The organism is Streptomyces sp. NPDC043853, assembly GCF_056436025.1.
Genome location: NZ_JBWKDJ010000003.1, coordinates 699,660 through 723,373 on the forward strand (window position 1 = coordinate 699,660; position 23,714 = coordinate 723,373).

The 23,714-nt window shown below is 72.4% G+C and carries 21 protein-coding genes; 10 read left to right on the top strand and 11 right to left on the bottom strand.

Annotated features, from left to right (window positions below; all coding sequences use genetic code 11):
- Positions 1–72 precede the first annotated feature (72 nt).
- Positions 73–411 (top strand): histone-like nucleoid-structuring protein Lsr2, encoded by a 339-nt coding sequence (locus AC067U_RS12110; protein ID WP_478829526.1) that lies wholly within the window; start codon positions 73–75, stop codon positions 409–411.
- Here AC067U_RS12110 and AC067U_RS12115 read toward each other — a convergent pair.
- Positions 393–1,013 (bottom strand): SCO3374 family protein, encoded by a 621-nt coding sequence (locus tag AC067U_RS12115; RefSeq protein ID WP_478829527.1) that lies wholly within the window; start codon positions 1,011–1,013, stop codon positions 393–395. The two genes, AC067U_RS12110 and AC067U_RS12115, sit on opposite strands and share 19 nt — an antisense overlap.
- 441 nt (positions 1,014–1,454) lie before the next feature.
- Here AC067U_RS12115 and AC067U_RS12120 point away from each other — a divergent pair, with 441 nt between their 5' ends.
- Together AC067U_RS12120 and AC067U_RS12125 are read left to right on the top strand one after the other, a co-directional pair.
- Positions 1,455–3,977, top strand: a complete 2,523-nt coding sequence (locus tag AC067U_RS12120; RefSeq protein ID WP_478829528.1) for an ATP-dependent Clp protease ATP-binding subunit — start codon at positions 1,455–1,457, stop codon at positions 3,975–3,977.
- Between the two features lie 418 nt (positions 3,978–4,395).
- Complete coding sequence (locus tag AC067U_RS12125) at positions 4,396–4,944, top strand: M23 family metallopeptidase (RefSeq protein WP_478829529.1); 549 nt, start codon at positions 4,396–4,398, stop codon at positions 4,942–4,944.
- A gap of 105 nt (positions 4,945–5,049) precedes the next feature.
- Here AC067U_RS12125 and AC067U_RS12130 read toward each other — a convergent pair whose 3' ends face one another.
- The 7 genes from AC067U_RS12130 to AC067U_RS12160 all read right to left on the bottom strand — a co-directional run bounded on the left by AC067U_RS12130 (position 5,050) and on the right by AC067U_RS12160 (position 11,253).
- Positions 5,050–6,207 (bottom strand): LamG-like jellyroll fold domain-containing protein, encoded by a 1,158-nt coding sequence (locus tag AC067U_RS12130; RefSeq protein ID WP_478829530.1) that lies wholly within the window; start codon positions 6,205–6,207, stop codon positions 5,050–5,052.
- A gap of 104 nt (positions 6,208–6,311) precedes the next feature.
- Positions 6,312–7,625: a two-component system sensor histidine kinase CseC gene (gene cseC, locus AC067U_RS12135; RefSeq protein ID WP_478829531.1), complete on the bottom strand. Its 1,314-nt coding sequence runs from the start codon at positions 7,623–7,625 to the stop codon at positions 6,312–6,314.
- A gap of 8 nt (positions 7,626–7,633) precedes the next feature.
- Positions 7,634–8,341 carry a two-component system response regulator CseB gene (gene cseB, locus AC067U_RS12140; RefSeq protein WP_478829532.1) on the bottom strand — a complete coding sequence of 236 codons (708 nt, stop codon included), beginning with the start codon at positions 8,339–8,341 and terminating at the stop codon, positions 7,634–7,636.
- Between the two features lie 16 nt (positions 8,342–8,357).
- The gene (locus tag AC067U_RS12145) at positions 8,358–9,026 is read right to left on the bottom strand and encodes a hypothetical protein (RefSeq protein ID WP_478829533.1); all 669 of its coding nucleotides are present in this window, start codon (positions 9,024–9,026) and stop codon (positions 8,358–8,360) included.
- Entirely contained in the window at positions 9,014–9,571 is a 558-nt protein-coding gene (locus tag AC067U_RS12150; RefSeq protein WP_365117561.1) for a SigE family RNA polymerase sigma factor, read from the bottom strand. The genes AC067U_RS12145 and AC067U_RS12150 overlap by 13 nt, the downstream gene beginning before the upstream one ends.
- Before the next feature lie 153 nt (positions 9,572–9,724).
- Positions 9,725–10,618, bottom strand: a complete 894-nt coding sequence (locus AC067U_RS12155) for an HhH-GPD family protein (protein WP_478829534.1) — start codon at positions 10,616–10,618, stop codon at positions 9,725–9,727.
- A 29-nt stretch (positions 10,619–10,647) separates the two neighbouring features.
- Positions 10,648–11,253 carry a phosphatase PAP2 family protein gene (locus tag AC067U_RS12160; protein ID WP_478829535.1) on the bottom strand — a complete coding sequence of 202 codons (606 nt, stop codon included), beginning with the start codon at positions 11,251–11,253 and terminating at the stop codon, positions 10,648–10,650.
- Between the two features lie 170 nt (positions 11,254–11,423).
- Here AC067U_RS12160 and AC067U_RS12165 point away from each other — a divergent pair, with 170 nt between their 5' ends.
- Both AC067U_RS12165 and AC067U_RS12170 read left to right on the top strand, forming a co-directional pair.
- Positions 11,424–12,251 carry a hypothetical protein gene (locus AC067U_RS12165; RefSeq protein WP_478829536.1) on the top strand — a complete coding sequence of 276 codons (828 nt, stop codon included), beginning with the start codon at positions 11,424–11,426 and terminating at the stop codon, positions 12,249–12,251.
- A 5-nt stretch (positions 12,252–12,256) separates the two neighbouring features.
- Entirely contained in the window at positions 12,257–12,838 is a 582-nt protein-coding gene (locus tag AC067U_RS12170; RefSeq protein ID WP_478829537.1) for a hypothetical protein, read from the top strand.
- Positions 12,839–12,880: 42 nt separating this feature from the next.
- Here AC067U_RS12170 and disA read toward each other — a convergent pair whose 3' ends face one another.
- Both disA and radA read right to left on the bottom strand, forming a co-directional pair.
- Positions 12,881–14,005 (bottom strand): DNA integrity scanning diadenylate cyclase DisA, encoded by a 1,125-nt coding sequence (gene disA, locus AC067U_RS12175; protein WP_478829538.1) that lies wholly within the window; start codon positions 14,003–14,005, stop codon positions 12,881–12,883.
- Between the two features lie 139 nt (positions 14,006–14,144).
- A complete protein-coding gene (radA, locus tag AC067U_RS12180; RefSeq protein WP_478829539.1) occupies positions 14,145–15,548 on the bottom strand; it encodes a DNA repair protein RadA in 1,404 nt (467 codons plus the stop codon).
- Between the two features lie 189 nt (positions 15,549–15,737).
- On the opposite strand from radA, the gene AC067U_RS12185 reads away from it, so the two are divergent.
- Positions 15,738–17,657, top strand: coding sequence for an RNA polymerase sigma factor (locus tag AC067U_RS12185; protein WP_478829540.1), 1,920 nt, complete (start codon positions 15,738–15,740; stop codon positions 17,655–17,657).
- A 536-nt stretch (positions 17,658–18,193) separates the two neighbouring features.
- Here the strand turns inward: AC067U_RS12185 and AC067U_RS12190 are convergent.
- Entirely contained in the window at positions 18,194–19,009 is an 816-nt protein-coding gene (locus tag AC067U_RS12190; protein ID WP_478829541.1) for a DUF3109 family protein, read from the bottom strand.
- A 62-nt stretch (positions 19,010–19,071) separates the two neighbouring features.
- Between AC067U_RS12190 and AC067U_RS12195 the strand changes: the two genes are divergently transcribed.
- From AC067U_RS12195 to ilvD, 4 genes are all read left to right on the top strand, one after another.
- Positions 19,072–19,998, top strand: a complete 927-nt coding sequence (locus tag AC067U_RS12195; protein ID WP_478829542.1) for a Ppx/GppA family phosphatase — start codon at positions 19,072–19,074, stop codon at positions 19,996–19,998.
- A 106-nt stretch (positions 19,999–20,104) separates the two neighbouring features.
- Positions 20,105–21,025, top strand: a complete 921-nt coding sequence (locus AC067U_RS12200) for a sugar phosphate isomerase/epimerase family protein (protein ID WP_478829543.1) — start codon at positions 20,105–20,107, stop codon at positions 21,023–21,025.
- Positions 21,022–21,678 carry a TetR/AcrR family transcriptional regulator gene (locus AC067U_RS12205; RefSeq protein ID WP_478829544.1) on the top strand — a complete coding sequence of 219 codons (657 nt, stop codon included), beginning with the start codon at positions 21,022–21,024 and terminating at the stop codon, positions 21,676–21,678. Before AC067U_RS12200 ends, AC067U_RS12205 begins: the two co-directional genes overlap by 4 nt.
- Positions 21,679–21,834: 156 nt before the next feature.
- Positions 21,835–23,685, top strand: a complete 1,851-nt coding sequence (gene ilvD / locus AC067U_RS12210) for a dihydroxy-acid dehydratase (protein ID WP_478829545.1) — start codon at positions 21,835–21,837, stop codon at positions 23,683–23,685.
- The last annotated feature ends 29 nt before the right edge of the window (positions 23,686–23,714 follow it).

The window sequence follows — 23,714 nt, forward strand, 5'->3', positions numbered from 1 at the left end:
CCGGGGGTTTGTGTTTTTCAGGCAAAAGCGGTTTCCTTTCCGCGTACTGCATTTTCGATGAAAGGAAATCCGGTGGCGCAGAAGGTTCAGGTCCTTCTTGTCGACGACCTCGACGGTGGCACGGCGGACGAGACCGTCACGTTCGCGCTGGATGGCAAGTCCTACGAGATCGACCTCACCAGCGGCAATGCCGCGAAGCTGCGCGGCGCGCTGGAGGAGTTCGTGAAGGCCGGTCGCCGTACCGGTGGCCGCGCCGCCGCGGGCCGTGCCAAGGGCGGCCGTGCAGCCGCTTCGGTCGGCAACCCGGACACCGCAGAGATCCGTGCCTGGGCGAAGGCCAACGGCTACAACGTGAACGACCGCGGCCGCGTCCCGGCCGACATTCGCGAGGCCTACGAGAACAGGGGCTGACGCCGCAGCCCGGCGAGCCTGGCCCGGTGGCATTCCGTGGCCGCCGCACCGACCAGCCGTACGAGGTCGGGTCCGGCGGTCCGGCCGGGTGCCGCCAGGGACGGCAGCCGGGTCTCGCATCCCGGCTCGGGGGGTCGCAGCCACAGCGTGACCCCCCGGTGGCTTTCCCCCGGGAGCTCCCGCGCGCCCGCGCCCTCGACCGGCCATCCCGGCGGCGGCGGAGCGGCCATCGTGCCGCCCGCGCCCAGCGCCGCCAGGTCCAGGGCCACCCCGCCCCACTCCAGCCAGTCCAGCAGCCCGGGCAGCTCCTCGGCGCTCCCCGGAGCCACCAGGAACCGCATGCGGCGGCCCGCCAGGGCCACCGGCCCGGTGACCCCGGCGGGCGAGCGGCGCAGCACCGCGGTCCCCGCCGCGGCCGGCAGGTCCAGTACGTCGAACGGCCCGCCGGTGGGCAGCAGGGCGGGCGGCCCGGGTTCGGCGGGCCAGCCGAGCACCCGCTCGTACCAGCGGCAGTGTGCGACGCACTCCGGGCCGGCGCCGGCGTACTCCGGGCCGGCGGATTCCTCGGGCGCGACCCTGGGCAGCGGGACGGTGGGAGCCATACCGGAGCAACCGTCCCGGGCCGGTGGCGGTTACGCTGAGCGGCCCTGTGGATGCGCACCGTTAACGCCGGTCTCACATTCGGGACGCAAGTGTGTTCGCCCTTAGCGGAGGGGACGGGTGCTGGGGGCATGGAGTGTCAGTCACGGCGGGTAAGACATTCCTAGTGGATCGGGGCGACACGCTGATTTGACCGGCTCCCGTTCGCCATCGGCGTACACGTGTGACGGGTATCTGCCTGGCCTGCGGGAACATCGTCTCGCACCATCGGGTTGGAGCAGTTGTCGGCTGTTCAGGCCGGTTTTTCCTCACCGACGTGGGGGTGAGCCGTGGACGGATGTCGGCAGTTGGAATGAGCTGTCCCGCCCCGCGGGACTAGCATGCGGAAGGACAGGGCGGGGACCGACCCCGAACTGCCCGACCGCTCTGAGGAGCGATAAACGATGTTCGAGAGGTTCACCGACCGCGCGCGGCGGGTTGTCGTCCTGGCTCAGGAAGAAGCCCGGATGCTCAACCACAACTACATCGGCACCGAGCACATCCTCCTGGGTCTGATCCACGAGGGTGAGGGTGTCGCCGCTAAGGCCCTGGAGAGCCTCGGGATTTCGCTCGAGGCCGTTCGCCAGCAGGTCGAGGAGATCATCGGTCAGGGCCAGCAGGCTCCGTCCGGCCACATCCCCTTCACCCCGCGGGCCAAGAAGGTCCTGGAGCTGTCGCTCCGGGAGGCCCTCCAGCTCGGCCACAACTACATCGGCACGGAGCACATCCTGCTCGGCCTGATCCGCGAGGGCGAGGGCGTCGCCGCCCAGGTCCTCGTGAAGCTGGGCGCCGACCTGAACCGGGTCCGGCAGCAGGTCATCCAGCTGCTCTCCGGCTACTCCGGCGGCAAGGAGGCGGCCACGGCCGGGGGACCGGCCGAGGGCACGCCCTCGACCTCCCTGGTCCTCGACCAGTTCGGCCGCAACCTCACCCAGGCGGCCCGCGAGTCCAAGCTCGACCCGGTCATCGGGCGCGAGAAGGAGATCGAGCGGGTCATGCAGGTGCTGTCCCGCCGTACGAAGAACAACCCGGTCCTCATCGGCGAGCCCGGCGTCGGCAAGACCGCCGTCGTCGAGGGCCTGGCGCAGGCCATCGTCAAGGGCGAGGTGCCCGAGACCCTCAAGGACAAGCACCTCTACACCCTGGACCTCGGCGCGCTCGTCGCCGGCTCCCGCTACCGCGGTGACTTCGAGGAGCGCCTGAAGAAGGTCCTCAAGGAGATCCGCACCCGCGGCGACATCATCCTGTTCATCGACGAGCTCCACACCCTGGTGGGTGCGGGTGCCGCCGAGGGCGCGATCGACGCCGCCAGCATCCTCAAGCCGATGCTGGCCCGCGGTGAGCTCCAGACCATCGGTGCCACCACGCTCGACGAGTACCGCAAGCACCTGGAGAAGGACGCGGCCCTGGAGCGCCGCTTCCAGCCCATCCAGGTCGCCGAGCCGTCGCTGCCCCACACCATCGAGATCCTCAAGGGTCTGCGCGACCGGTACGAGGCCCACCACCGCGTCTCCATCACGGACGAGGCCCTCGTGCAGGCGGCCACCCTGGCCGACCGGTACATCTCGGACCGCTTCCTCCCGGACAAGGCGATCGACCTGATCGACGAGGCCGGCTCCCGGATGCGCATCCGCCGGATGACCGCGCCGCCGGACCTCCGCGAGTTCGACGAGAAGATCGCCGGTGTCCGCCGGGACAAGGAGTCCGCGATCGACTCCCAGGACTTCGAGAAGGCGGCCTCGCTCCGTGACACGGAGAAGCAGCTGCTCGCGTCGAAGGCCAAGCGGGAGAAGGAGTGGAAGGCCGGCGACATGGACGTCGTCGCCGAGGTCGACGGCGACCTGATCGCCGAGGTCCTCGCGACCGCGACCGGCATCCCGGTCTTCAAGCTGACCGAGGAGGAGTCCAGCCGACTGCTCCGCATGGAGGACGAGCTGCACAAGCGCGTCATCGGTCAGAAGGACGCCATCAAGGCCCTTTCCCAGGCCATCCGCCGTACGCGGGCCGGTCTGAAGGACCCCAAGCGCCCCGGTGGCTCGTTCATCTTCGCCGGCCCGTCCGGTGTCGGTAAGACCGAGCTCTCCAAGACGCTCGCCGAATTCCTCTTCGGCGACGAGGACGCGCTGATCTCCCTCGACATGTCGGAGTTCAGCGAGAAGCACACGGTTTCCCGCCTCTTCGGTTCGCCCCCCGGTTACGTGGGCTACGAAGAGGGCGGCCAGCTCACCGAAAAGGTGCGCCGCAAGCCGTTCTCCGTCGTCCTCTTCGACGAGGTCGAGAAGGCCCACCCGGATATCTTCAATTCCCTTCTCCAGATCCTGGAGGACGGTCGCCTGACCGACTCCCAGGGCCGGGTCGTGGACTTCAAGAACACGGTCATCATCATGACGACCAACCTGGGCACCCGGGACATCTCGAAGGGCTTCAACCTGGGCTTCGCCGCCACGGGCGACGTGAAGACCGGGTACGAGCGGATGAAGGCCAAGGTCAACGAGGAGCTGAAGCAGCACTTCCGCCCCGAGTTCCTGAACCGTGTCGACGACACGGTGGTCTTCCACCAGCTGTCCGAGGAAGACATCATCCAGATCGTCGACCTGATGATCGCCAAGGTGGACGAGCGGCTGAAGGACCGCGACATGGGCATCGAGCTCAGCGCGGAGGCCAAGCTCCTGCTCGCCAAGCGCGGCTACGACCCGATCCTGGGCGCCCGTCCGCTGCGCCGGACCATCCAGCGCGAGATCGAGGACATCCTGTCGGAGAAGATCCTCTTCGGCGAGCTGCGTCCCGGCCACATCGTGGTCGTCGGCAAGGAGGGTGAGGGCGAGGCAGCCAAGTTCACCTTCCGCGGCGAGGAGAAGTCGGCTCTGCCGGACGTTCCCCCGATCGAGGCGACGGGCTCCGGCCCGGACCTGAGCAAGGGCGCGTAAGGCCGACAGGGCCTGGAGCCACAAAGGGGCGGCCCCGGAACCGTTGACGGTTCCGGGGCCGCCCCTTTGTGCGCGTTCATATCTCCGCGGGCGTGTCCTGTCGCCTCCACTCCTTGAAGGCGCGCACAGTGGAACGGGCGTGCTCCACGCCACAATTCCGGGGCCGGTTGCACCAGGAGCCGGTGACAAGCCGCACAGGGCAAAACGGACCTACGATACCTTTTCGTAGATCAAAAGGCATAAGAGACAAGAGGTCGTCGCAGGAAGGGCCCGTCAACGTTCTGGGACACACCACCCGTGGCTACGGGCTTGGGTAGTAATGGGGGCCTTTGAGGCTTGAAGGGCATTTGGGTTATCAATGTCGAGGCCGTTCCCACGGCATCTCATCCGAAACCCTGCCTTCCCCGGAGGACCCCGTATGTCTGCGAAGCCCTTCCGTACCCCCCGCATCCGTACCGCCGTCGTTGTCGCCGGTCTCGGCGCCGCCCTGGCCGTCGGAGCCACGGGTACCGCCTTCGCGGACGTCGCCCCGGCCGCCAAGGGGACCCCGGCCTGGACCCAGCCGGTCTCCGACTACACGCTGTCCGCGACCTTCGGCAAGGGCGGCAGCATGTGGGCGCACAAGCACTCCGGCCAGGACTTCGCCGTCCCGACCGGCACCCCGGTCAAGGCCGCCGGCGCCGGCACCGTCGTGAAGGCCGGCCCGAACGGCGCCGGCGACGGCCCCGCGTACGGCAACGCCGTGGTGATCAAGCACGCCAACAACACGTACTCGCAGTACGCGCACCTCTCGAAGGTCCAGGTCAAGATCGGCCAGAAGGTCGCGGCGGGCAAGCAGATCGCCCTGTCCGGCAACACCGGAAACTCCAGCGGCCCGCACCTGCACTTCGAGATCCGCACCACCCCGAACTACGGCTCCGCCGTCAACCCGGTCGCCTTCCTCCGCGGCGCGGGCGTCAAGATCTGACGCTCACCCGGTACCGCTCAGCAGGTCGTACCGCTCACCGATGCCCCGGTCGTTCCCACGACCGGGGCACACCGGTGTCCGGGGGCGTACCGGGTCAGGGCCGGCTCAGCCGACCAGCCAGGAGTGCGCGGGCCTGACCTTCTTGTCGAGCTTGTTGGCCTTCAGCCCGGCCACCTGCTCCGCGGTCAGCGCCGACTTCCACACCCGGACGCTGTCCGTCGCGCCGATGAAGGCACCGCTCCAGATCCCGTGGTGGCGGGCCCGTCCCAGCTGCACCGGGCCCGGCCCGGACCAGATCGCGGCCGCCTCGGCCGTACCGGCCGCCTTGTCGTCCACGTAGAGGGCGATCTGCTTCTTCTCGGCGTCGTAGGTGCCCGTCAGCAGCGTCCACTTCTTCACGCCGTTGGACGCGTCCCCGAGCGCCTGCACGGCGGTGGACGCCGCGCCCTTGTCGCCGGTCTGGACCCGGAACACCCACGACTTCTTCCCGCCCGACTCCTCGAAGCCCAGCTCGAAGGAGTACGAGACGCCGTCGCCCTGGCTGACCGCGATCCGCGAGCCCCGCTCGGACGTGCCGTACACGCGGGCCGACACGGTGAAGCTCTTCGTGGTGTCCACGGCCGGCTCGGAACCCTGCGCGTACGAGTTCGCACTGCCCTTGAAGCGCACCTCGCTGCGGTTCTCCAGCTTGGCCACCTGGGCGTCCGAGCCCATGGCGATGTGCAGCCGGCCATTGCGGTCGCGCAGCAGATTGGGCTCGCCCTCCACCGTGGGGGAGTCGCCGGCCGCGGGCTTGGCACCGCCCGAACCCGACGGGCTCGGCGAGCCGGAGACGGCCACCGACGGCTTGTCGTCCGGGCCCGAATCCTTCAGGAAGAACCAGCCCGCGCCGGCGCCGACGGCCAGCACCAGCACGCCGACACCCGCGATGACCATCGTCTTCTTGCGGCCGCGCCGGGACTCGTGCTCGTCCGCCAGCGCCTGCCAGTCGGGCTGGTCCGTGGCCGACAGCGGGAACTGCGCCGGCTGCTGCCAGTCCTGCTGCGGAGCGGCCTGAGGGAACCCGGAGGCCTGCGTGGGCAGGCCGGCCGCCCACGCCTGCTGCTGGGGCTGGGCGTCCGACGGCTGCTGGTACGGGTTCGGCTGTCCGGCCTGCGGGTACCCGTACCCGCCGGGCGTCGCCCCGCCGGGGTAGCCGTATCCGCCGCTCCCCGCCGCGGGGTCCGGGTGGGGGTTGCCGTTGCGATCCGTACCGTCAGTCATGGCAGGGATGCTAAAACATTCGTCTCATCGGATGAACGGCCACCGGTACCGATACGGCCTCGACTCGACCCGGGCCGGCCTCGGGTACCGGACCTCACGACCGGTCAGCCGGGCAGCTGGACGATGGGGAAGCTCCCCGTCGTGGTCGGCGCGTGCTCCGGCAGCCACAGCACCGCCACCGCGCCCGCCGCCTTGCCCTGGGTGTCGAACCCGCCCGGTGCGGCGACGTTACGGAACGTCAGGCGGGCGCCCAGCACCTTGGCCTGGCCCTCGGCGATGGTCAGTCCCAGGCCGTGCCCCACGCCCGCGCGGTCCGTCGAGCCCGTGCGGAACCGGCTCGGTCCGTCGCGCAGCAGCGCCTCAGGGAAGCCGGGACCGTGGTCCCGCACCCGGACCACCCGGCCCTCCACGTCCACCTGGACCGGAGCCCGCCCGTACCGGGCCGCGTTCGCCAGCAGGTTGCCCAGGATCCGTTCCAGGCGCCGCGGATCGGTGCTGACGATCTCGTCCGCGACGACCCGGATGGTGGCCTCGGGCATCATCGACGCCACCCGCCGGCTCACGAACTCGCCCAGCGCGACCTCCTGCAGCTCCGCCCGCTCCGAGGCGCTGTCCAGCCGGGCCACCTCCAGCACGTCCTCGACCAGCACGCGCATCGCCTGTGCCCGGTCCCGCACCAGCTCGGTGGGCCGGCCCGGCGGCAGCAGCTCCGCCGCCGTCAGCAGGCCGGTCACCGGGGTGCGCAGCTCGTGCGCGATGTCCGCGGTGACCCGCCGTTCGGCCTCCAGGCGTTCCTGCAGGGCGTCGGCCATCGCGTCCACGGCCCGCGCGAGGTCGTCGGTCTCGTCCCGTACGACGCCGCCGACCGCGTCCCGGACCCGTACGTCGGGATCGCCGTGGGCCACCTTGGTGGCCGCGGCCGCCGCCTTGCGGAGCCGGCGCGAGATCTGGCCGCCGATGAGCACGCCGAGCGCGGACCCGCCGATGACCACCGAGAGCGAGCCGACGACCAGGGCCTGGTCCAGGTCGCGCATCAGATCGGCGCTCTCCCGGAACTGACTGTGGATCGAGAGGACCTGCCCGTTGCCGAGCGGCACCGCCGCCCACACCTCGGGCAGTGCGCCCGGGTTCTCCTGGACGTACGTGCCGCGCCGCCCGTTCCGTGCCTTGTCGCGCAACGGTGAAGGCAGGTCGGGGTCGTTCAGCTTGGCGCCCATCACCGGCTTGCGTCCGGCCTCGGCGTTGCGCGAGATGAACTGGACCCGGTCCAGCTGGACTTGGCGCTGGCTGTCGAGCATCGACACCCGGGCGGCGCTGTGCACCACCAGGCTCAGCGCGATGGCGATGAGCGCGCCCACGGCCGCGATGGCGAGAGTGATCTTCCAGCGGATTCCCGTGCGCAGGGTGAACCGCTTCATACCGTGGTTCAACCCTTGAGCTTGTAGCCGAAGCCGCGGACGGTTTCGATGCGGTCCTGCCCGATCTTGGTGCGGAGGCGCTGGACGTGGACGTCCACCACGCGGGTGTCGCCGCCCCAGTCGTAGTCCCAGACCCGCTCCAGCAGCCGGTCACGGGAGAGGACGGTGCCGGGGGCCGAGGAGAACTCCAGCAGCAGGCGCATCTCGGTCGGGGTCAGCGCCACCGGGGTCCCGGACCGGCGGACCTCCATGCCCTCGGTGTCGACCTCCAGGTCGCCGAAGCTGAGCACGCCGCGCTCGGCGGCCGGGTCGCCCTGGCCGTTCCCGCCCGCGCCCGGGCCGCCCGCGTGCCCGAAGCGGCGCAGTACCGCGCGGATCCGGGCGACCAGCACGGATCCGTCGAAGGGCTTGGTGACGTAGTCGTCGGCGCCCGCCTCCAGGCCCAGGACCACGTCGATGGAGTCGGCGCGCGCGGACAGCATGATGACCGGGACGGTGGACTCGTCGCGGATCCGGCGGCACAGGCTGACGCCGTCCATGCCGGGCACCATCACGTCGAGGAGGGCGATGTCGGGGCGGTTGGCCCGGAACGACTCCAGGCCCGACAGGCCGTCGGGCATGGCGGTCACGGTGAATCCGTCCCGCTCCAGGGCGAGGGTCGTGGCCTCGCGGATGACGTCGTCGTCCTCGACGAACAGCACATGGGTCTCGGCCATTGCGGAAGCCTCGCCTTTAGTTCTTCTCTGTCACGGCCGGAGCGGGCTGGCCCCCGCCGTCGACCACGTTGCTGTAATCGGTGTGCACGCGGTCGTGCTCGGTGAACTTGGCGCCGCTCCAGCGGTACGTGATCACGTCCTCCCCCTCGGGGTAGGCGAGCGCGTCGCTCTTGCCGTACACCGGTTTGGTGATCACCAGGTCGCCCCGGTCGATCTCGGCGTAGACGGGCGGCTGTTCGTCCGAGAAGACATTCTCGTACGTGCCCGGACGGTCGTCGTCCTCCCGGTACACGTACGAGCCGAGCCCCATGGCGTCGGCGCAGGACAGGACGTTGACCACCACGTCGGGGACGTCGTTGCCGGTCACCTTGCCGTAGCTGACGTCGATCGGGAACTCCTTGCCGGTGCACGGCTTGAGGTCCCGCTTGATCTCCGGGCTGACCTTCGGGTCGGCCTTCAGCAGTGCCACCGGGTCGATCTTCACCTTCGGCGCGGAAGCCGCGCCGCTTCCGGTGGGGAGCGGCGGTGGGGCCGTCTTGGCCACCGTCTCGGTGCGGGCCGGTCCGCCGTCCTTGAGGCCGGTGCCCCCGGAGGCGCAGCCCACAACGAACAGCGCGGTGCCGACGAGGACCACCGCCCCCGCCGACACCAGTACCAGCGAACCTCTGCCGCTCAGGCCGCGCACCGCTCCCGCCCCTCGTCACGCACGTGGACACCGCGCTCCAGCGCCCTCAGGTCCAGGTCGCGGCTCTCCAGCTCCTGGCGGAGCCGGGCCAGTGCCCGGTGCAGAGTGCTCTTCACGGTTCCCGCCGACATCCCGAGCGCCGCGGCCGTCTCCTCGGTGCTCATCTGTTCCCAGTGTCGCAGGACCACGACGCTGCGCTGCTTGGGCGCGAGAACCTTCAGGATGTCCATGAGGAGGGCGCGGTCGGCGCGCTGCTCGGTGCCGTCCTCGACGGAGGCGTCAGGGAGCTGCTCGGTGGGGACCTCTTCGAGCTTGCGGGAGCGCCACCACTCGGTGCGGGTGTTGATCATGACGCGGCGGAGGTAGGCGTCGGCGAGGGACTTGTCGGCGATGCCGTCCCAGCGGCCGTAGGTGCGGACGAGCGCGGTCTGCAGGAGGTCCTGGGCGTCGGTGGGGTCCGGGACCAGGCGCCGGGCACTGCGCAGCAGCGCGTCCTGCCGGGTGCGTACGTACTCTTCGAATTCGAGTACCTCGCCGTGCGCCATCTCAGACCGCCTCCGTTCCTCAACCGTTTCGCGTCCGTCGCTTGTGGATTCGAAGGTACGGACGCGTTGTCACGAGGCTGTCCGGTCCAGACCACGGTGGGCGCACGGCTAGCCATAGGTTGTGTAACAGCGGTACTGACAAACAGGTTCCGCTTATGTGCGGGGCAGCCGGTAGGTGCCGCCGGCGAGGGGTTCCACCAGGCCGTCGGAGACCAGTCCGTCCAGTGCGCGGGCCCGTTGCACGGGTTCGTCCCAGACGGCGTCCAGCACGGCCTGCGGAACCGGGCCGACCGCCTCGCGCAGGACGGCCAGGAGTTTGCCGCGGACCTGCCGGTCGGTGCCGGCGTACGTCTGCCCGCGGCGCGGGGGCCCGTCGTGCGCGGGTTTCCCGGCGAGCCGCCAGGCGCACAGGCCGGCGACCGGGCAGCGGGCGCAGTCGGGGCTCTTCGCGGTGCACACCAGGGCGCCGAGCTCCATGGAGGCGGCGGCCCAGCGGGCGGCGGTGGCCTCGTCCTGTGGCAGCAGCTCCCGGGCGAGGCGCCGCTCGGCGGCGGTGGTGGCGTTCGGCGGGTACTCGACGCCGGTGGAGGTCCGGGCGAAGACCCGGCGCACGTTGGTGTCGAGGACCGCGTGCCGCTGCCCGTACGCGAAGGAGGCCACGGCGGCGGCCGTGTACTCGCCGATGCCGGGCAGGGCCAGCAGCTGCGCGTGGTCGCTCGGTACGTCTCCGCCGTGGCGCTCCGTTATGGCCACGGCGGCTCCGTGCAGGCGCAGGGCGCGGCGGGGGTAGCCGAGCCGGCCCCAGGCGCGGACGGCCTCGCCGGGGGCCTCGGCGGCCAGGTCGGCGGGCCGGGGCCAGCGGGCGAGCCACTGCTCGTACACGGGCAGTACCCGTTTGACCGGGGTCTGCTGGAGCATGAACTCGCTGACCATCACGCCCCAGGGGCCGGCCTCGGGGCGGCGCCAGGGCAGGTCGCGGGCGTTCTGGTCGAACCAGTCGAGGACGGGGGCGTGGAGTGCGTGCGCGGCGGCGGAGGTAGCAGTCATGACACTCCGCATCCTGGCACGAACGGGGCCTACCGCGCCGGGCCCGGACCGGTGAACCAGACCGCCGGGCCGACCCCGCTGGAGCGGACGGTGCTGATCAGCCGACTGGTCGTACCGGTGAGCAGGATCATCAGGACGGCGGCCACCGCGCCGCCCAGGAGCAGGCCGACCGCGACGTCGTGGGGGTAGTGCACGCCGGTGAAGACGCGGGAGTAGGCCATCAGCAGGGCCATCGGCACGGTCAGCAGGGCCAGCCGGGGCAGGACCAGGGCGATGGCGATCGCGGCGGCCCCGGCGATCGCGGAGTGGTTGCTGGGGAAGGACCAGTCGCCGTAGGCGGGGCAGTCGATCAGCGGGGCGGCCGCGCCGGCCACGGCCCGGCAGGGACGTTCCTCCTCTATGAAGGACTTCACGAGCTCCGAGACGACGTACCCGAAGGCGGTGACCAGCGGTGCGAGCAGGGCGGCCGCGAAGGCGTGCGGGCCGAGGCCGCGGGCCCGCCACCAGAGGGCGAGGAACAGAACTCCGAAGAGGAGCAGGCCGAGTTCGGTCCACACCTCGGCCGTCGTCCGGACCCAACCGGGGGTGGTGTGCGCGAAGTCGGTGATGTCGCGATAGAGCGCGGAGCTGTCCATGAACACCAAGAGTATGTAAAGCGGACTGGTGGGTTCGCCTCGCCGATGGCCGGATCCCCGCAGTTGCCCGAGGTCACGCGCACCCCTCCGGACTGATCATCGCCAAAACACCTGTGCCGCCCGGCATGTGGGGCACTGATCGACTCCCGGACTCTCGTAGAGTTCCCTCCGTGGGATCACTGCGCAATCCGGTCGGGCCGCTTCCCTCCTCCATCTACTGGCGACGGAGGGCGGTTCTGGCGTCCGTCGTGGCGCTCCTCGCGCTCCTCGCCGTATGGACCGTCAGTTCCGGCGGGGGCAAGGTGAACGACAACGGCAAGGGGGGCAACGGGCCTGATCCCCTCGCCTCCATCACCCCCGGCGCCCCCGGCAAGGGCCCGGCCATCACCGGAGCCCCGGGCGGCCGCGACGAGTCGGGAGGCGGCGGTACGGGCTCCGGCGGCGGTTCCGCTTCGGGAGGTACCGGCGGGGACTCCGGCGGCGGCAAGAACGGCGACCAGGGCGGCGGCACGGGCGGCGGCTCCGGCGGTACGGGTACCGGCGGCGGGTCCGGCGGTGCCGGCGCCGGCCAGGTCCCGGCGACCTCCCCGCTGCCCACCTGCGCGCCCAACTCCCTCCGCTGGGAGGTCAAGAGCGCGAAGAACGAGTACGAGGCGGGCGAGCGGCCGCGCCTGGAACTCGTCGCGCGCAACGTCTCCGGCACCAGCTGCAAGGTCGATCTCGGGCCCAGGCAGGCCGTGCTGACCATCATTCAGGGCAGCACCAGCAAGGCGGTCTGGTCCTCCGACCACTGCCCGCCGGGCCCCGGCAACGTCTTCTACCGGGTGACCGCGCAGGGCCAGACCAGCCAGACGCTGGAGTGGGACCGGAAGTTCAGCGCCGCCGGTCAGTGCGCGAACCCGCCCGAGGGCAGCGCGGTGGCCGGCACGTACATGGTCGAGGTGAAGGCCCCCGGCATGCCCGTCGCCCAGATCTCCTTCGTGATCAAGCAGGACTGAGGGCGGTGCCGAACGTGCGGAGGGCGCGGATACGAACCACCGGGCTGCTGTCCGCCGCGGCAGCCCTGCTGCTCGCGGCGACCGCCTGCGCCCATCCCCTGAAGGACCTCGGGCCGCTGCCCCCGCGGTACTCCGGCCCGCCCCTCCCCGTGGACACGGTGGTGCGGGAGCTGACCGACTCCCTGGAGGCGGCCGGTTTCACCGTCGCCCGAGACCCGCAGGACATGATCCAGTTCGAATGCACGGAGTGGCTGACCGGACGGCTCGCCGGGACCGCGTCGAACGGCCCGGGAGCGGACGCCGGGGCGGTGGACACGGCGCTCCGCAAGAGCGAGGCGAAAGCCCGGGAGCGGGGTTGGCAGGACGGACTCGCACTCGACCCCGCGATCGCCGCGCTGAGCCTGCGCAAGGGGAACTGGACGGCTACCGCGTCGCCCCGGCCGGACCGGGACGGCACGACGCTGGTCAGGGTGAACCTGTGGTGCGACGGAGCCCATGGGAAGAAGCCGAGCGGATCCCCGCCGTCGGGACCGCCCTCGGCGGAGCCGGAGCCGGGCGACGAGCCGGACCCGGAGCTCTCCTCCTGACGCCCCCCTGGTACTGCTGATTGCGCTGGACGACCGGGGGCGTCAGACGTACCGCTCCAGGATCGACGACTCCGCCAGCCGCGACAGCCCCTCGCGGACGCTGCGGGCGCGGGCCTCGCCGACGCCGTCGACGGTCTGCAGGTCGTCCACGCTCGCCGCGAGCAGCTTCTGCAGCCCGCCGAAGTGCTCGACCAGCCGCTCGATGATCGCCCCGGGCAGCCGCGGCACCTTCGCCAGCAGCCGGTAGCCGCGCGGCGAGACCGCGGAGTCCAGGTTCTCCGGGGAGCCGGTGTAGCCGAGCGCGCGGGCGACCACGGGCAGCTCCAGGAGCTCCGTGTGGGTCAGCGAGTCCAGCTCGGCCAGCGCCGCGTCCACCGTGCGGGAACGCTTCGCCGTGGGCTCGGGAACGTAGTCGCGGATGACCAGTTCCCGCTCCGCCTCGATGCCCACCGTCAGCTCGTCCAGCTGGAGGGAGAGCAGGCGGCCGTCGGTGCCGAGCTCGACCACGTACTCGGCGATCTCGGTGGCGATCCGGCGGACCATTTCCAGCCGCTGGGCGACCGCGGTCACGTCGCGGACGGTGACCAGGTCCTCGATCTCCAGCGCGGACAGCGTGCCCGCGACCTCGTCGAGCCGCAGCTTGTACCGCTCCAGGGTGGCCAGCGCCTGGTTGGCGCGGGACAGGATGGCCCCGGACTCCTCCAGGACCCGGCGCTCCCCGTCCACGTAGAGCGCGATCAGCCGCATCGACTGGGAGACGGACACCACCGGGAAGCCGCAGCTCTTGGACACCCGGTCGGCGGTGCGGTGCCGGGTGCCGGTCTCGTCGGTGGGGATGGACGCGTCCGGGACCAGCTGCACGCCGGCCCGCAGGATCTTGGTGATGTCCTTGTCCAGGACGACCGCGCCGTCGAGCTTGCACAGCTCCCGCAGCCGGGTGGCGGTGAACTCCACGTCCAGTACGAAACCGCCGGTGCACATCGCCTCGACGGCCTTGTCCATGCCGAGGACGATCAGTCCGCCGGTGTTGCCGCGGACGATCCGCTCCAGGCCGTCACGCAGGGCCTGACCAGGGGCGACGGCGGTCAGCGACGCGCGCATCAACGCGTCGTGCTTGGAGCTCGCGCCGGACTTTCCGGATGCTGCTGCCCCGTCCTTGGCTGCCACTGCACTCCTCCGGTCGCGGGTTTCGCCGCCCCGCCCCGCGTGCGCGGGGGTGGGCGGACCAGCCCAAAGTCTACCGGCGCATGCTGTGGCCCCGCCGGAGCTTCCCGGGCCCGGGCCCGGGAACACGGGGCGGAACCGACTATTCCGGCGACTTGGCGGGGGCCCGCCGGCTGCGCGGAAGGACCCGCAGGGCGTCGCCCATGTCCGCCACCTCGATCACCTTCATGCCCGGCGGGACCTTGCCCGGATCGCCCGGGACCAGGGCGTGCGTGAAGCCCAGCCGGTGCGCCTCGGCGAGCCGCCGCTGGACGCCGGTCACCCGCCGCACCTCGCCCGCCAGACCGACCTCGCCGATGGCGACCAGGTTCTTCGGCAGTGGGGTGTCCGACGCCGCCGAGGCCAGGGCCAGCGCGATCGCCAGGTCCGCGGCCGGCTCCGAGAGCTTCACCCCGCCCACCGTCGCCGAGTAGATGTCCCGCTTGCCCAGCGCGCTGATCCGGCCGCGCTGCTCCAGCACCGCCAGCATCATCGAGACGCGGGAAGTCTCCAGACCCGAGGTGGTCCGCCGGGGCGAGGGGATCTGCGAGTCCACCGTCAGCGCCTGCACCTCCGCGACCAGCGGGCGCCGCCCCTCCAGGGTCACCGTCAGACAGGTGCCCGGGACCGGCTCCGCCCGGCGGGTCAGGAACAGCCCGGAAGGGTCCGCCAGCCCGGTGATCCCCTCGTCGTGCAGCTCGAAGCAGCCGACCTCGTCCGTCGCGCCGTACCGGTTCTTCACGCCGCGCACCAGGCGCAGCCGCGCGTGCCGGTCGCCCTCGAAGTGCAGCACCACGTCCACCAGGTGCTCCAGCAGCCGCGGTCCGGCGATCGCGCCGTCCTTGGTCACGTGGCCCACCAGCAGGGTGGACATGCCGCGCTCCTTGGAGGCCCGGATCAGCGCCCCGGCCACCTCCCGGACCTGCGCCATGCCGCCGGGGGCTCCGTCGATCTCCGGCGAGGCGACGGTCTGCACCGAGTCCAGGACCAGCAGCGAGGGCCGTACGGCGTCCAGGTGCCCGAGCACCGCCGACAGGTCCGTCTCCGCCGCCAGGTAGAGGTGGTCGCTGAGGGCGTTGATCCGGTCCGCCCGCAGCCGTACCTGGCTCGCCGACTCCTCGCCCGTGACGTAGAGGGTCTTGTGCGCCTCGCTCGCCGCCTTCGCCGCCACGTCCAGCAGCAGCGTGGACTTGCCCACGCCCGGCTCGCCGGCCAGCAGCACCACCGCGCCGGGCACCAGCCCGCCGCCGAGGACCCGGTCCAGTTCGTCCACCCCGGTGCTCCGGGCCGTCGCCTGCCGGCCGTCCACCTGCGCGATGGGCAGGGCGGCGGAGGAGACCCGCCCGGCGGCGGTGGTCCGCACGGCGGGGGTGCCGTACTCCTCGACCGTGCCCCAGGCCTGGCACTCGGGGCACCGGCCGAGCCACTTCGCGGTCGTCCAGCCGCATTCGGTGCAGCGGTAGGACGGCCGGTCCTTGGCGGATGAGCGGGATGTACGGGCAGCCATGCGCCCCACCGTAACGGCCGCCACCGACAGGCCCGGGCCGCGGGCGGGGGTGGGCGGGGCGGTGGGTGGGTCGGCGCGGGCCGCGGGCGTCAGGGAGGCTGTCCTGTTTTGGCCGATCTGGTCACCCGTAAGGGTTAAAACTGCCCAAGGCTTCCAAGGCGTCACCGGCCCGCCGCCTACGGTCGCCCAGTGACCAGCAGCAGTCAGGCACAACCCGACACGTGCACCGGCGCACACCGGGCGCACGGGCGTACCCCCTCGGAGGAGGAGCAGCCGCCCGCCTCCCCGCACGAGCCGTACCTGGACGGCCTCTTCACCTATTGCCTGTCCGTGCTCTGCGATCACGGGGCCGCCGTCGCGGTGCTCGGCGAGGTCCTGGCGGTGGCCGAGCGCTACCCGGGACGGTGTCCCGGCGAGGGCGAGCGCCGGTCCTGGCTGTACGCGCTGGCCCGCTGGGCCTGTCTGCGCCGCCTCGGCGAGCAGCGGCGGGCCGTCCGGCACGGCAGACCGGTACGGGGATCGGGACGGACCGAAGGCCGGCCGGCGGGACGGGCCGCTCCGGGGTCCGCAGCGGGGGGCGCGCACTCCGCAGGGCGTGCGCCGGAGCACAGGGGGCGCACGATCGGCCCGGAGACCGGCGCACCGGCCGCCCACGCCGGGTCGACGGCCCCGCCCGTGACCTCCGGTACGTCGGCCCCGGGCACCTACGACGACAACGACACCGAGGCCGGGGCCGGGGCCGGGGCCGACCACCGGCAGGCTGCCGAGCCGGCCGAGCAGGCCGAGCTGGCCCGGCTCGCCTGGCCGGAAGCCGCCGGTACCACCCCCGAGCAGCGCGAGGCGCTGGAACTCGCCGTCCGGCACCGGCTCGCCGTGCCCGAACTCGCCGCCGTGCTCGGCACGCCCCCGGCCGTCGCGCGCGAGCTGCTCTCCGGCGCCGCCTGCGAGGTCGAGCGGACCCGCGCCGCCCTCGCCGTCGTCGAGACCGGCGTCTGTCCGGCCCTGGCCCGGCTCGCCGGCGACAGCGAGATCCTGCTCTCCACCACGCTGCGCGTCGAGCTGGTCCGGCACGTCGACGACTGCCCGCGCTGCCGCCGGCTCGCCGAGCGGGTCGGGGCCGGCGGTCCCTGGCCCGGCTCCGGCGGCACCCGTACGGCGGCCCTCCCGCTGGTCCCCGCCCCGCGCGGGGCGGTCCACGCGGCCCGGATCGGCGCCGCCCGTTCCGTGCGCGCCACCGCGCCCCGGTTCACCCGTACCGGCTTCCCGATGCACCCCCGGGACCGCGCCGCCCGCCGCGACCGGATCCGGGCCCGGGCGGTCACCACCACGGTGGTCGCCACCGTGGTGGCCGCGCCGGTGCTGGCCCTGTGGGCGGCCTACCGGGGCGCTCCCAGCACCGGCGAGCCCACCGGGGGAGCGGGCGCGACCCGCATCTCCGCCAGTGGCGCCGAGGAACCCGCGCAGCCGGACGGCGGCCCCTACCCGGCGTACGAGAACGCGGGCAACGCCGCCCGCGCCGGCGCCTCGCCCGGTTTCGCGGACAACGGCCGGGCGCACCCGGACTCCGACGTCTCGGTCGAGGTGATCAGTACCGGAGCCCCCACCGGCACCCCGCCGGGCCCGGCCCGGCCGGGCCGGATCGAGGTGGACGCGGTCTCCCGCGGAGGCATCACCCACCTCCGGCTCACCGCGTCGGGCGGTGCCCCGGTGCAGTGGCGGCTCTGGTCGGACGCACCGTGGCTGCGGGCGGAGCGGACCTGGGGCACGCTGGCACCGGGAGAATCGGTCACCCTGTGGATCACCGTGGACCGGGCCGGCCAGCCGGCGGGCCCGTGGACCGGCCGGGTCGGCGTGGAACCGGGCGACGCGGTGATCGCGATCCAGGGCCGCGGCCGCCCGCCCGCCACTCCGAAACCGCCCCCGGCCGCCACCCCCACACCCACGCCGACACCGGCGCCCACGGACCCCCCGGGCCCCACACCGACGCCGACTCCGAGCCCGACGGCCACCTCCACGCCGGAGCCCGTGCCCACCGAGACGTCGACCCCGATCCCGACCCCGGAGCCCTCCTCGGGCGGAACCGTTTCCCCGGCCCCTTCAGGCCCCTGACGAACACCCCGGTTGCTCTGGTCCCGCTGGTCCCTCCGGCCCCGCTAGTCCCGCGGCGGAGGCACGGACGGGGACACCGGCGGCTTCGGCTCGGGCCTGGCCGGCGTGCCGGTCAACGAAGGAGCCGGCGCGGAGGAGGAAGCGGGCGCCGTCGTGCCCGTCGGCCTCCCGCCCGCCGGGGGCGTGGCCACGGACGTCGACGCGGGCGAGGGAGCGGACGTGGAAGCCGGCGTCGGGCCGGCCGTGCCGGCGCCGGTGCCGGCACCTGTGCCTGTGGTCGTGGGCGTCGGCGACGCGGTGACCGCGGCCGAGGTCGTCCCCGGGGGCGAGGAGCCCGGCGCCGGGTCACCCCCGTCCGCCGGCCCGCACGCCGCGGCCGCCGTGATCACCAGCAGCGACACCGCCGCCCCCGCCACCACCCGGACATGTCTGCGCACGACCCCTCCCAGCGCTGGAACCACCGGACCCGGACCACCGGGAACCGTGATCGCGGCGTCACGGCGTCACGGCATCACGGCGTCACGGCATCACAGTACTCAGACCGGGTCGGCCGGATGGGGCGCCATCGGCAGCAGCGAGGCCAGCCGGGCCTCGCACAGCTCGACCAGCACGGCGTACGCGTCCTTGCCCATCAGTTCGGTGAGCTCGGCCCGGTACGAGACGTAGACCGGCTCGCCGGCCCCGTGCGCGGACGTCGCCGACGTGCACCACCAGTGCAGGTCGTGGCCGCCCGGACCCCAGCCGCGCCGGTCGTACTCGCCGATCGTGACCTGGAGCACCCGGGTGTCGTCGGGCCGGTCGATCCACTCGTAGGTCCGCCGGATCGGCAGCTGCCAGCAGACGTCCGGCTTGGTCTCCAGCGGCTCCCGGCCCTCCTTCAGGGCCAGGATGTGCAGGGAGCAGCCGGCGCCGGCCGCGAAGCCGGGCCGGTTCAGGAAGATGCACGCGCCCTTCCAGCGGCGGGTCTGCTTCTCCCCGTCGTCGTCGAACTGGGTCCATCCCGTCTTGCTGCCGACGTCGTGGAACTCCCACAGGTCGGGGGTCAGCCGTGCCACGTGCTGTGCGACGCGCTTCTCGTCGTCCTCGTCGGAGAAGTGGGCGCCGAGCGTGCAGCAGCCGTCCTCGGCCCGCCCGGCCTTGATCCCCTGGCAGCCGCTGCCGAAGATGCAGGTCCAGCGCGAGGTGAGCCAGGTCAGGTCGCAGCGGAAGACCTGTTCCTCGTCGGCGGGGTCGGGGAACTCGACCCAGGCCCGGGGGAAGTCGAGGCCCTTCTCATCGGGCTCGACGGCCGGCCCGGCCGTTTTCGCCGTCTTCGCCGTCTTCTTCGTATTGGCCTTCTTCGTATTCGGCACAAACCCAAGCCTAAGCGCCCCTAGGGTCACCCATCCTCGTCCGGGCCAGTAGCGTTTCGCATATGAGACTCGGTGTCCTTGATGTGGGTTCGAACACGATCCATCTGCTGGTGGTGGACGCGCACCCGGGTGCGCGGCCGCTCCCCGCGCACTCGCACAAGGTGGAACTTCGGCTGGCGCAGCTGCTCGACGACTCCGGCGCGGTCAGCCCGGAGGGAGTGGAGCGGCTGGTCTCGGTGATCGCGGGCGCGGTGATCGCGGCCGAGGACAAGGGCTGCGAGGAGGTCCTGCCGTTCGCGACCTCCGCGGTGCGGGAGGCACCGAACGCGGACGAGGTGCTCGACCGCGTGAAGGCCGAGACCGGCGTGGAGCTGCAGGTACTGAGCGGGGAGGACGAGGCGCGGCTGACCTTCCTGGCGGCCCGCCGCTGGTTCGGCTGGTCGGCGGGGAAGCTGCTGGTGCTGGACATCGGCGGCGGCTCGCTGGAGATCGCCTACGGCATCGACGAGGACCCGGACGCGGCGGTCTCGCTGCCCCTGGGCGCCGGGCGGCTCACGGCCGGCTGGCTGCAGGGTGACCCCGCGGACGAGGCGGACGTCAGGGCGCTGCGCCGGCACGTGCGGGCGCAGATCGCGCGGTCGGTCGGCGAGTTCAGCCGCTTCGGCACCCCCGACCACGTGGTGGCCACGTCCAAGACCTTCAAGCAGCTGGCCCGGATCGCGGGCGCGGCGGGCTCGGCGGCCGGCCTGTACGTGCAGCGGGACCTGAGCCGGAAGGCCCTGGAGGAATGGGTCCCGCGGCTCGCGTCGATGACGGCGGCCCGGCGCGCCGAGCTCCCGGGCGTTTCCGACGGCCGCTCCGGCCAGCTCCTGGCGGGCGCGATGGTCGCCGAGGCCGCGATGGACCTCTTCGGCGTGGACCAGCTGGAGATCTGCCCCTGGGCCCTGCGCGAGGGACTGATCCTCCGACGGCTGGACCACATGGGTTAGGGGCGCCCGGCCTGAGCGGGCCGGAGCGGCCGGAGCGGGCCCGAGGGGAGGGACGGGTTTTCCCCCGGGCCGGGCCGCCCGGCTGAGCGGCCCGTACGCTGTCCCCGTGGCAGAACCCGTCCGGATCCCCAACGCGAAGGTCGCGCTGAGCACTGCCTCGGTCTACCCCGAGTCCACTGCTACCGCCTTCGAGATCGCAGGCCGCCTGGGCTACGACGGCGTCGAGGTGATGGTCTGGACCGACCCGGTCAGCCAGGACGTCGAAGCTCTGCGGCGGCTGTCCGACCACCACCAGGTGCCCATCCTGGCCGTCCACGCCCCCTGCCTGCTGATCACCCAGCGGGTGTGGTCCACCGACCCCTGGACCAAGCTCCGCCGCGCCCGGGCGGCAGCCGAAAGGCTCGGCGCGTCCACCGTCGTCGTACACCCGCCGTTCCGCTGGCAGCGGCAGTACGCCCGGGACTTCGTCACCGGCATCTGGCGGATGGCCGAGGAGACCGACGTACGGTTCGCCGTCGAGAACATGTACCCCTGGCGCTACCGCGACCGCGAGATGCTCGCCTACGCCCCCGAGTGGGACGTCACCAAGGACGACTACCGCCACTTCACCGTCGACCTCTCGCACACCGCCACCGCCCGGACCGACGCCATCGCCATGGTCGACCGGATGGGCGACCGGCTCGCCCACGTCCACCTCGCCGACGGCAACGGCTCCGCCAAGGACGAGCACCTCGTTCCCGGCCGGGGCACCCAGCCCTGCGCCGAGCTGCTCGAACGCCTCGCGCTGAGCGGCTTCGACGGCCACGTCGTGATCGAGGTCAACACCCGCCGGGCCATGTCCTCCGCGGAGCGCGAGGCCGACCTCGCCGAGGCGCTGGCCTTCACCCGCCTGCACCTGGCCACCGCCACGGGCGCCGCCGCGAACGCCACCACCCAGGTCCCGCGCCGGGCCGCCCCGCATCCGGCCACCCCCGCGGGCCCGAAGCCCGCCGGGCGCGACGCCCACCGGCGGGTGCCGCGCTCATGAGCCCCTCCGCCCGCGGCCCGGCCGGCCCCGCCGGCGCAGCCGAACCCCCGCGCCCCCGCCGCGGCCCCGGCCGCCCGCCCCGCGACGCGGCCGACGACGGCCCCAGCACCCAGGAACGCATCCGCCTCGCAGCCCGCGAGGTCTTCGCCGAGCGCGGCTACGACAAGACCTCCGTACGCGGCGTCGCCAAGGCCGCGGGCGTGGACCCGGCCCTGGTCCACCACTACTTCGGCACCAAGGACGACCTCTTCGCCGCCGCCGTCGAGGTCAGCATGGAGCCCGCCCTCATCGTCCCCGCCGTGATCGGCGAGGGCCCCGAAGGCATCGGCGAACGCCTCACCCGCTACTTCCTCGGCGTCTGGGAGAACCCGGTCACCCGCGCCCCGCTGCTCGCCGTGATCCGGTCCGCGCTCACCCACGAGGCCGCCGCCAAGGTGCTCCGGCAGCTGGTGCTGCGCCGCGTCCTGGAGCGGGTGGCGGCCGACCTCGACGTCCCCGAGCCGACGTTCCGCGCCGAGCTCGCCGCCTCCCACATGGTCGGCATCGCGCTGCTCCGGTACGTCGTCCAGGTCGAGCCCCTCGCGTCCGCGGACCCGGAGGCCATCGTCGAACTCGTGGCGCCCACCCTGCAGCGGTACCTGACGGAAGCCTGATCCGATGGCGATCCGGCCCGAGGGCGGCCCGACCTGAGGGAACCCTGACCGAAGACTGACCCTCCCGTCCCGAGATCCGGACGCCCTGTCCGTATCGCGATCAGGAGGCGTAGCCTCGTAGTGAGCAATGTCCATACTCATGGGGAGCTGAACCCGATGCCCGAGCTGAGGTCCCGCACCGTCACCCACGGCCGCAACATGGCGGGCGCGCGCGCCCTGATGCGCGCCTCGGGCGTAGCGAGCGAGGACATCGGGAAGCCGATCATCGCGGTCGCCAACTCCTTCACGGAGTTCGTGCCCGGCCACACCCACCTCGCCCCCGTGGGCCGCATCGTCTCCGACGCCATCCGGGCCGCCGGCGCCATCCCCCGCGAGTTCAACACCATCGCGGTCGACGACGGCATCGCCATGGGCCACGCCGGCATGCTCTACTCCCTCCCCTCCCGCGACCTGATCGCGGACAGCGTGGAGTACATGGTCGAGGCGCACTGCGCCGACGCCCTGATCTGCATCTCCAACTGCGACAAGATCACCCCCGGCATGCTGATGGCCGCCATGCGCCTCAACATCCCGGTGGTCTTCGTCTCCGGCGGCCCGATGGAGGCCGGCCAGGCCACCTTGGTCGACGGCACCGTCCGCAAGCTCGACCTGGTCGACGCGATGGTCAGCGCGGTCAGCGAGAGCGTCTCGGACGAGGACATCCTCCGCATCGAGGAGAACGCCTGTCCGACCTGCGGCTCCTGTTCCGGCATGTTCACCGCCAACTCGATGAACTGCCTGGCCGAGGCCATCGGCCTGGCCCTGCCCGGCAACGGCTCGGTCCTCGCCACCCACACCGCCCGCCGCGCCCTCTACGAGGAGGCCGGCCGGACCATCGTCGAGATCACCAAGCGCCACTACGAGCAGGACGACCACTCGGTCCTGCCGCGCAACATCGCGTCCCGCCAGGCGTTCGAGAACGCCATGGCCCTCGACATCGCGATGGGCGGTTCCACCAACACGATCCTCCACCTCCTCGCCGCCGCCCAGGAGGCCGGCCTGGACTACGACCTGAAGGACATCGACGAGGTCTCGCGCCGCGTCCCGTGCCTGGCGAAGGTCGCGCCGAACGTCGCGCCCGGCGGCACGTACTACATGGAGGACATCCACCGGGCCGGCGGCATCCCCGCCATCCTCGGCGAGCTGCACCGCGGCGGCCTGCTGAACAAGGACGTCACCACGGTCCACTCCGCCAACCTGGAGGACTGGCTGTCGAAGTGGGACGCCCGCTCCGGCACCGCCTCCGAGGTGGCCATGGAGCTGTGGCACGCGGCCCCGGGCTGCAAGCGTTCCGCGACCGCCTTCTCCCAGTCCGAGCGCTGGGAGAGCCTCGACCTCGACGCCGAGGGCGGCTGCATCCGCTCCGTCGAGCACGCGTACTCCAAGGACGGCGGCCTGGCGGTCCTCAAGGGCAACATCGCCGTCGACGGCTGCGTCGTGAAGACCGCCGGCGTCGACGAGTCCATCTGGACCTTCGAGGGCCCGGCCGTGGTCTGCGAGTCCCAGGACGAGGCCGTCGAGAAGATCCTCTCCAAGCAGGTCACCCACGGCGACGTCGTCGTCATCCGCTACGAGGGCCCGCGCGGCGGCCCCGGCATGCAGGAGATGCTCTACCCGACCTCCTTCCTCAAGGGCCGCGGCCTGGGCAAGACCTGCGCCCTGATCACCGACGGCCGCTTCTCCGGCGGCACCTCGGGCCTGTCCATCGGCCACGCCTCCCCGGAGGCGGCCTCGGGCGGCACCATCGCCCTGGTCCAGGACGGCGACCGCATCCGCATCGACATCCCGAGCCGCTCCATCGAGCTGCTGGTCGACGAGGAGACCCTGGCCGCCCGCCGCGAGGCCCTCGGCGGCGTCTACGCCCCGAAGAACCGCGAACGCCAGGTCTCCGCGGCCCTGCGCGCCTACGCGGCGATGGCCACCAGCGCCGACAAGGGCGCCGTCCGCGACGTCTCGAAGCTCGGCTGACCCGCCGGGCCCCCGCCCCGCTTCCCCGC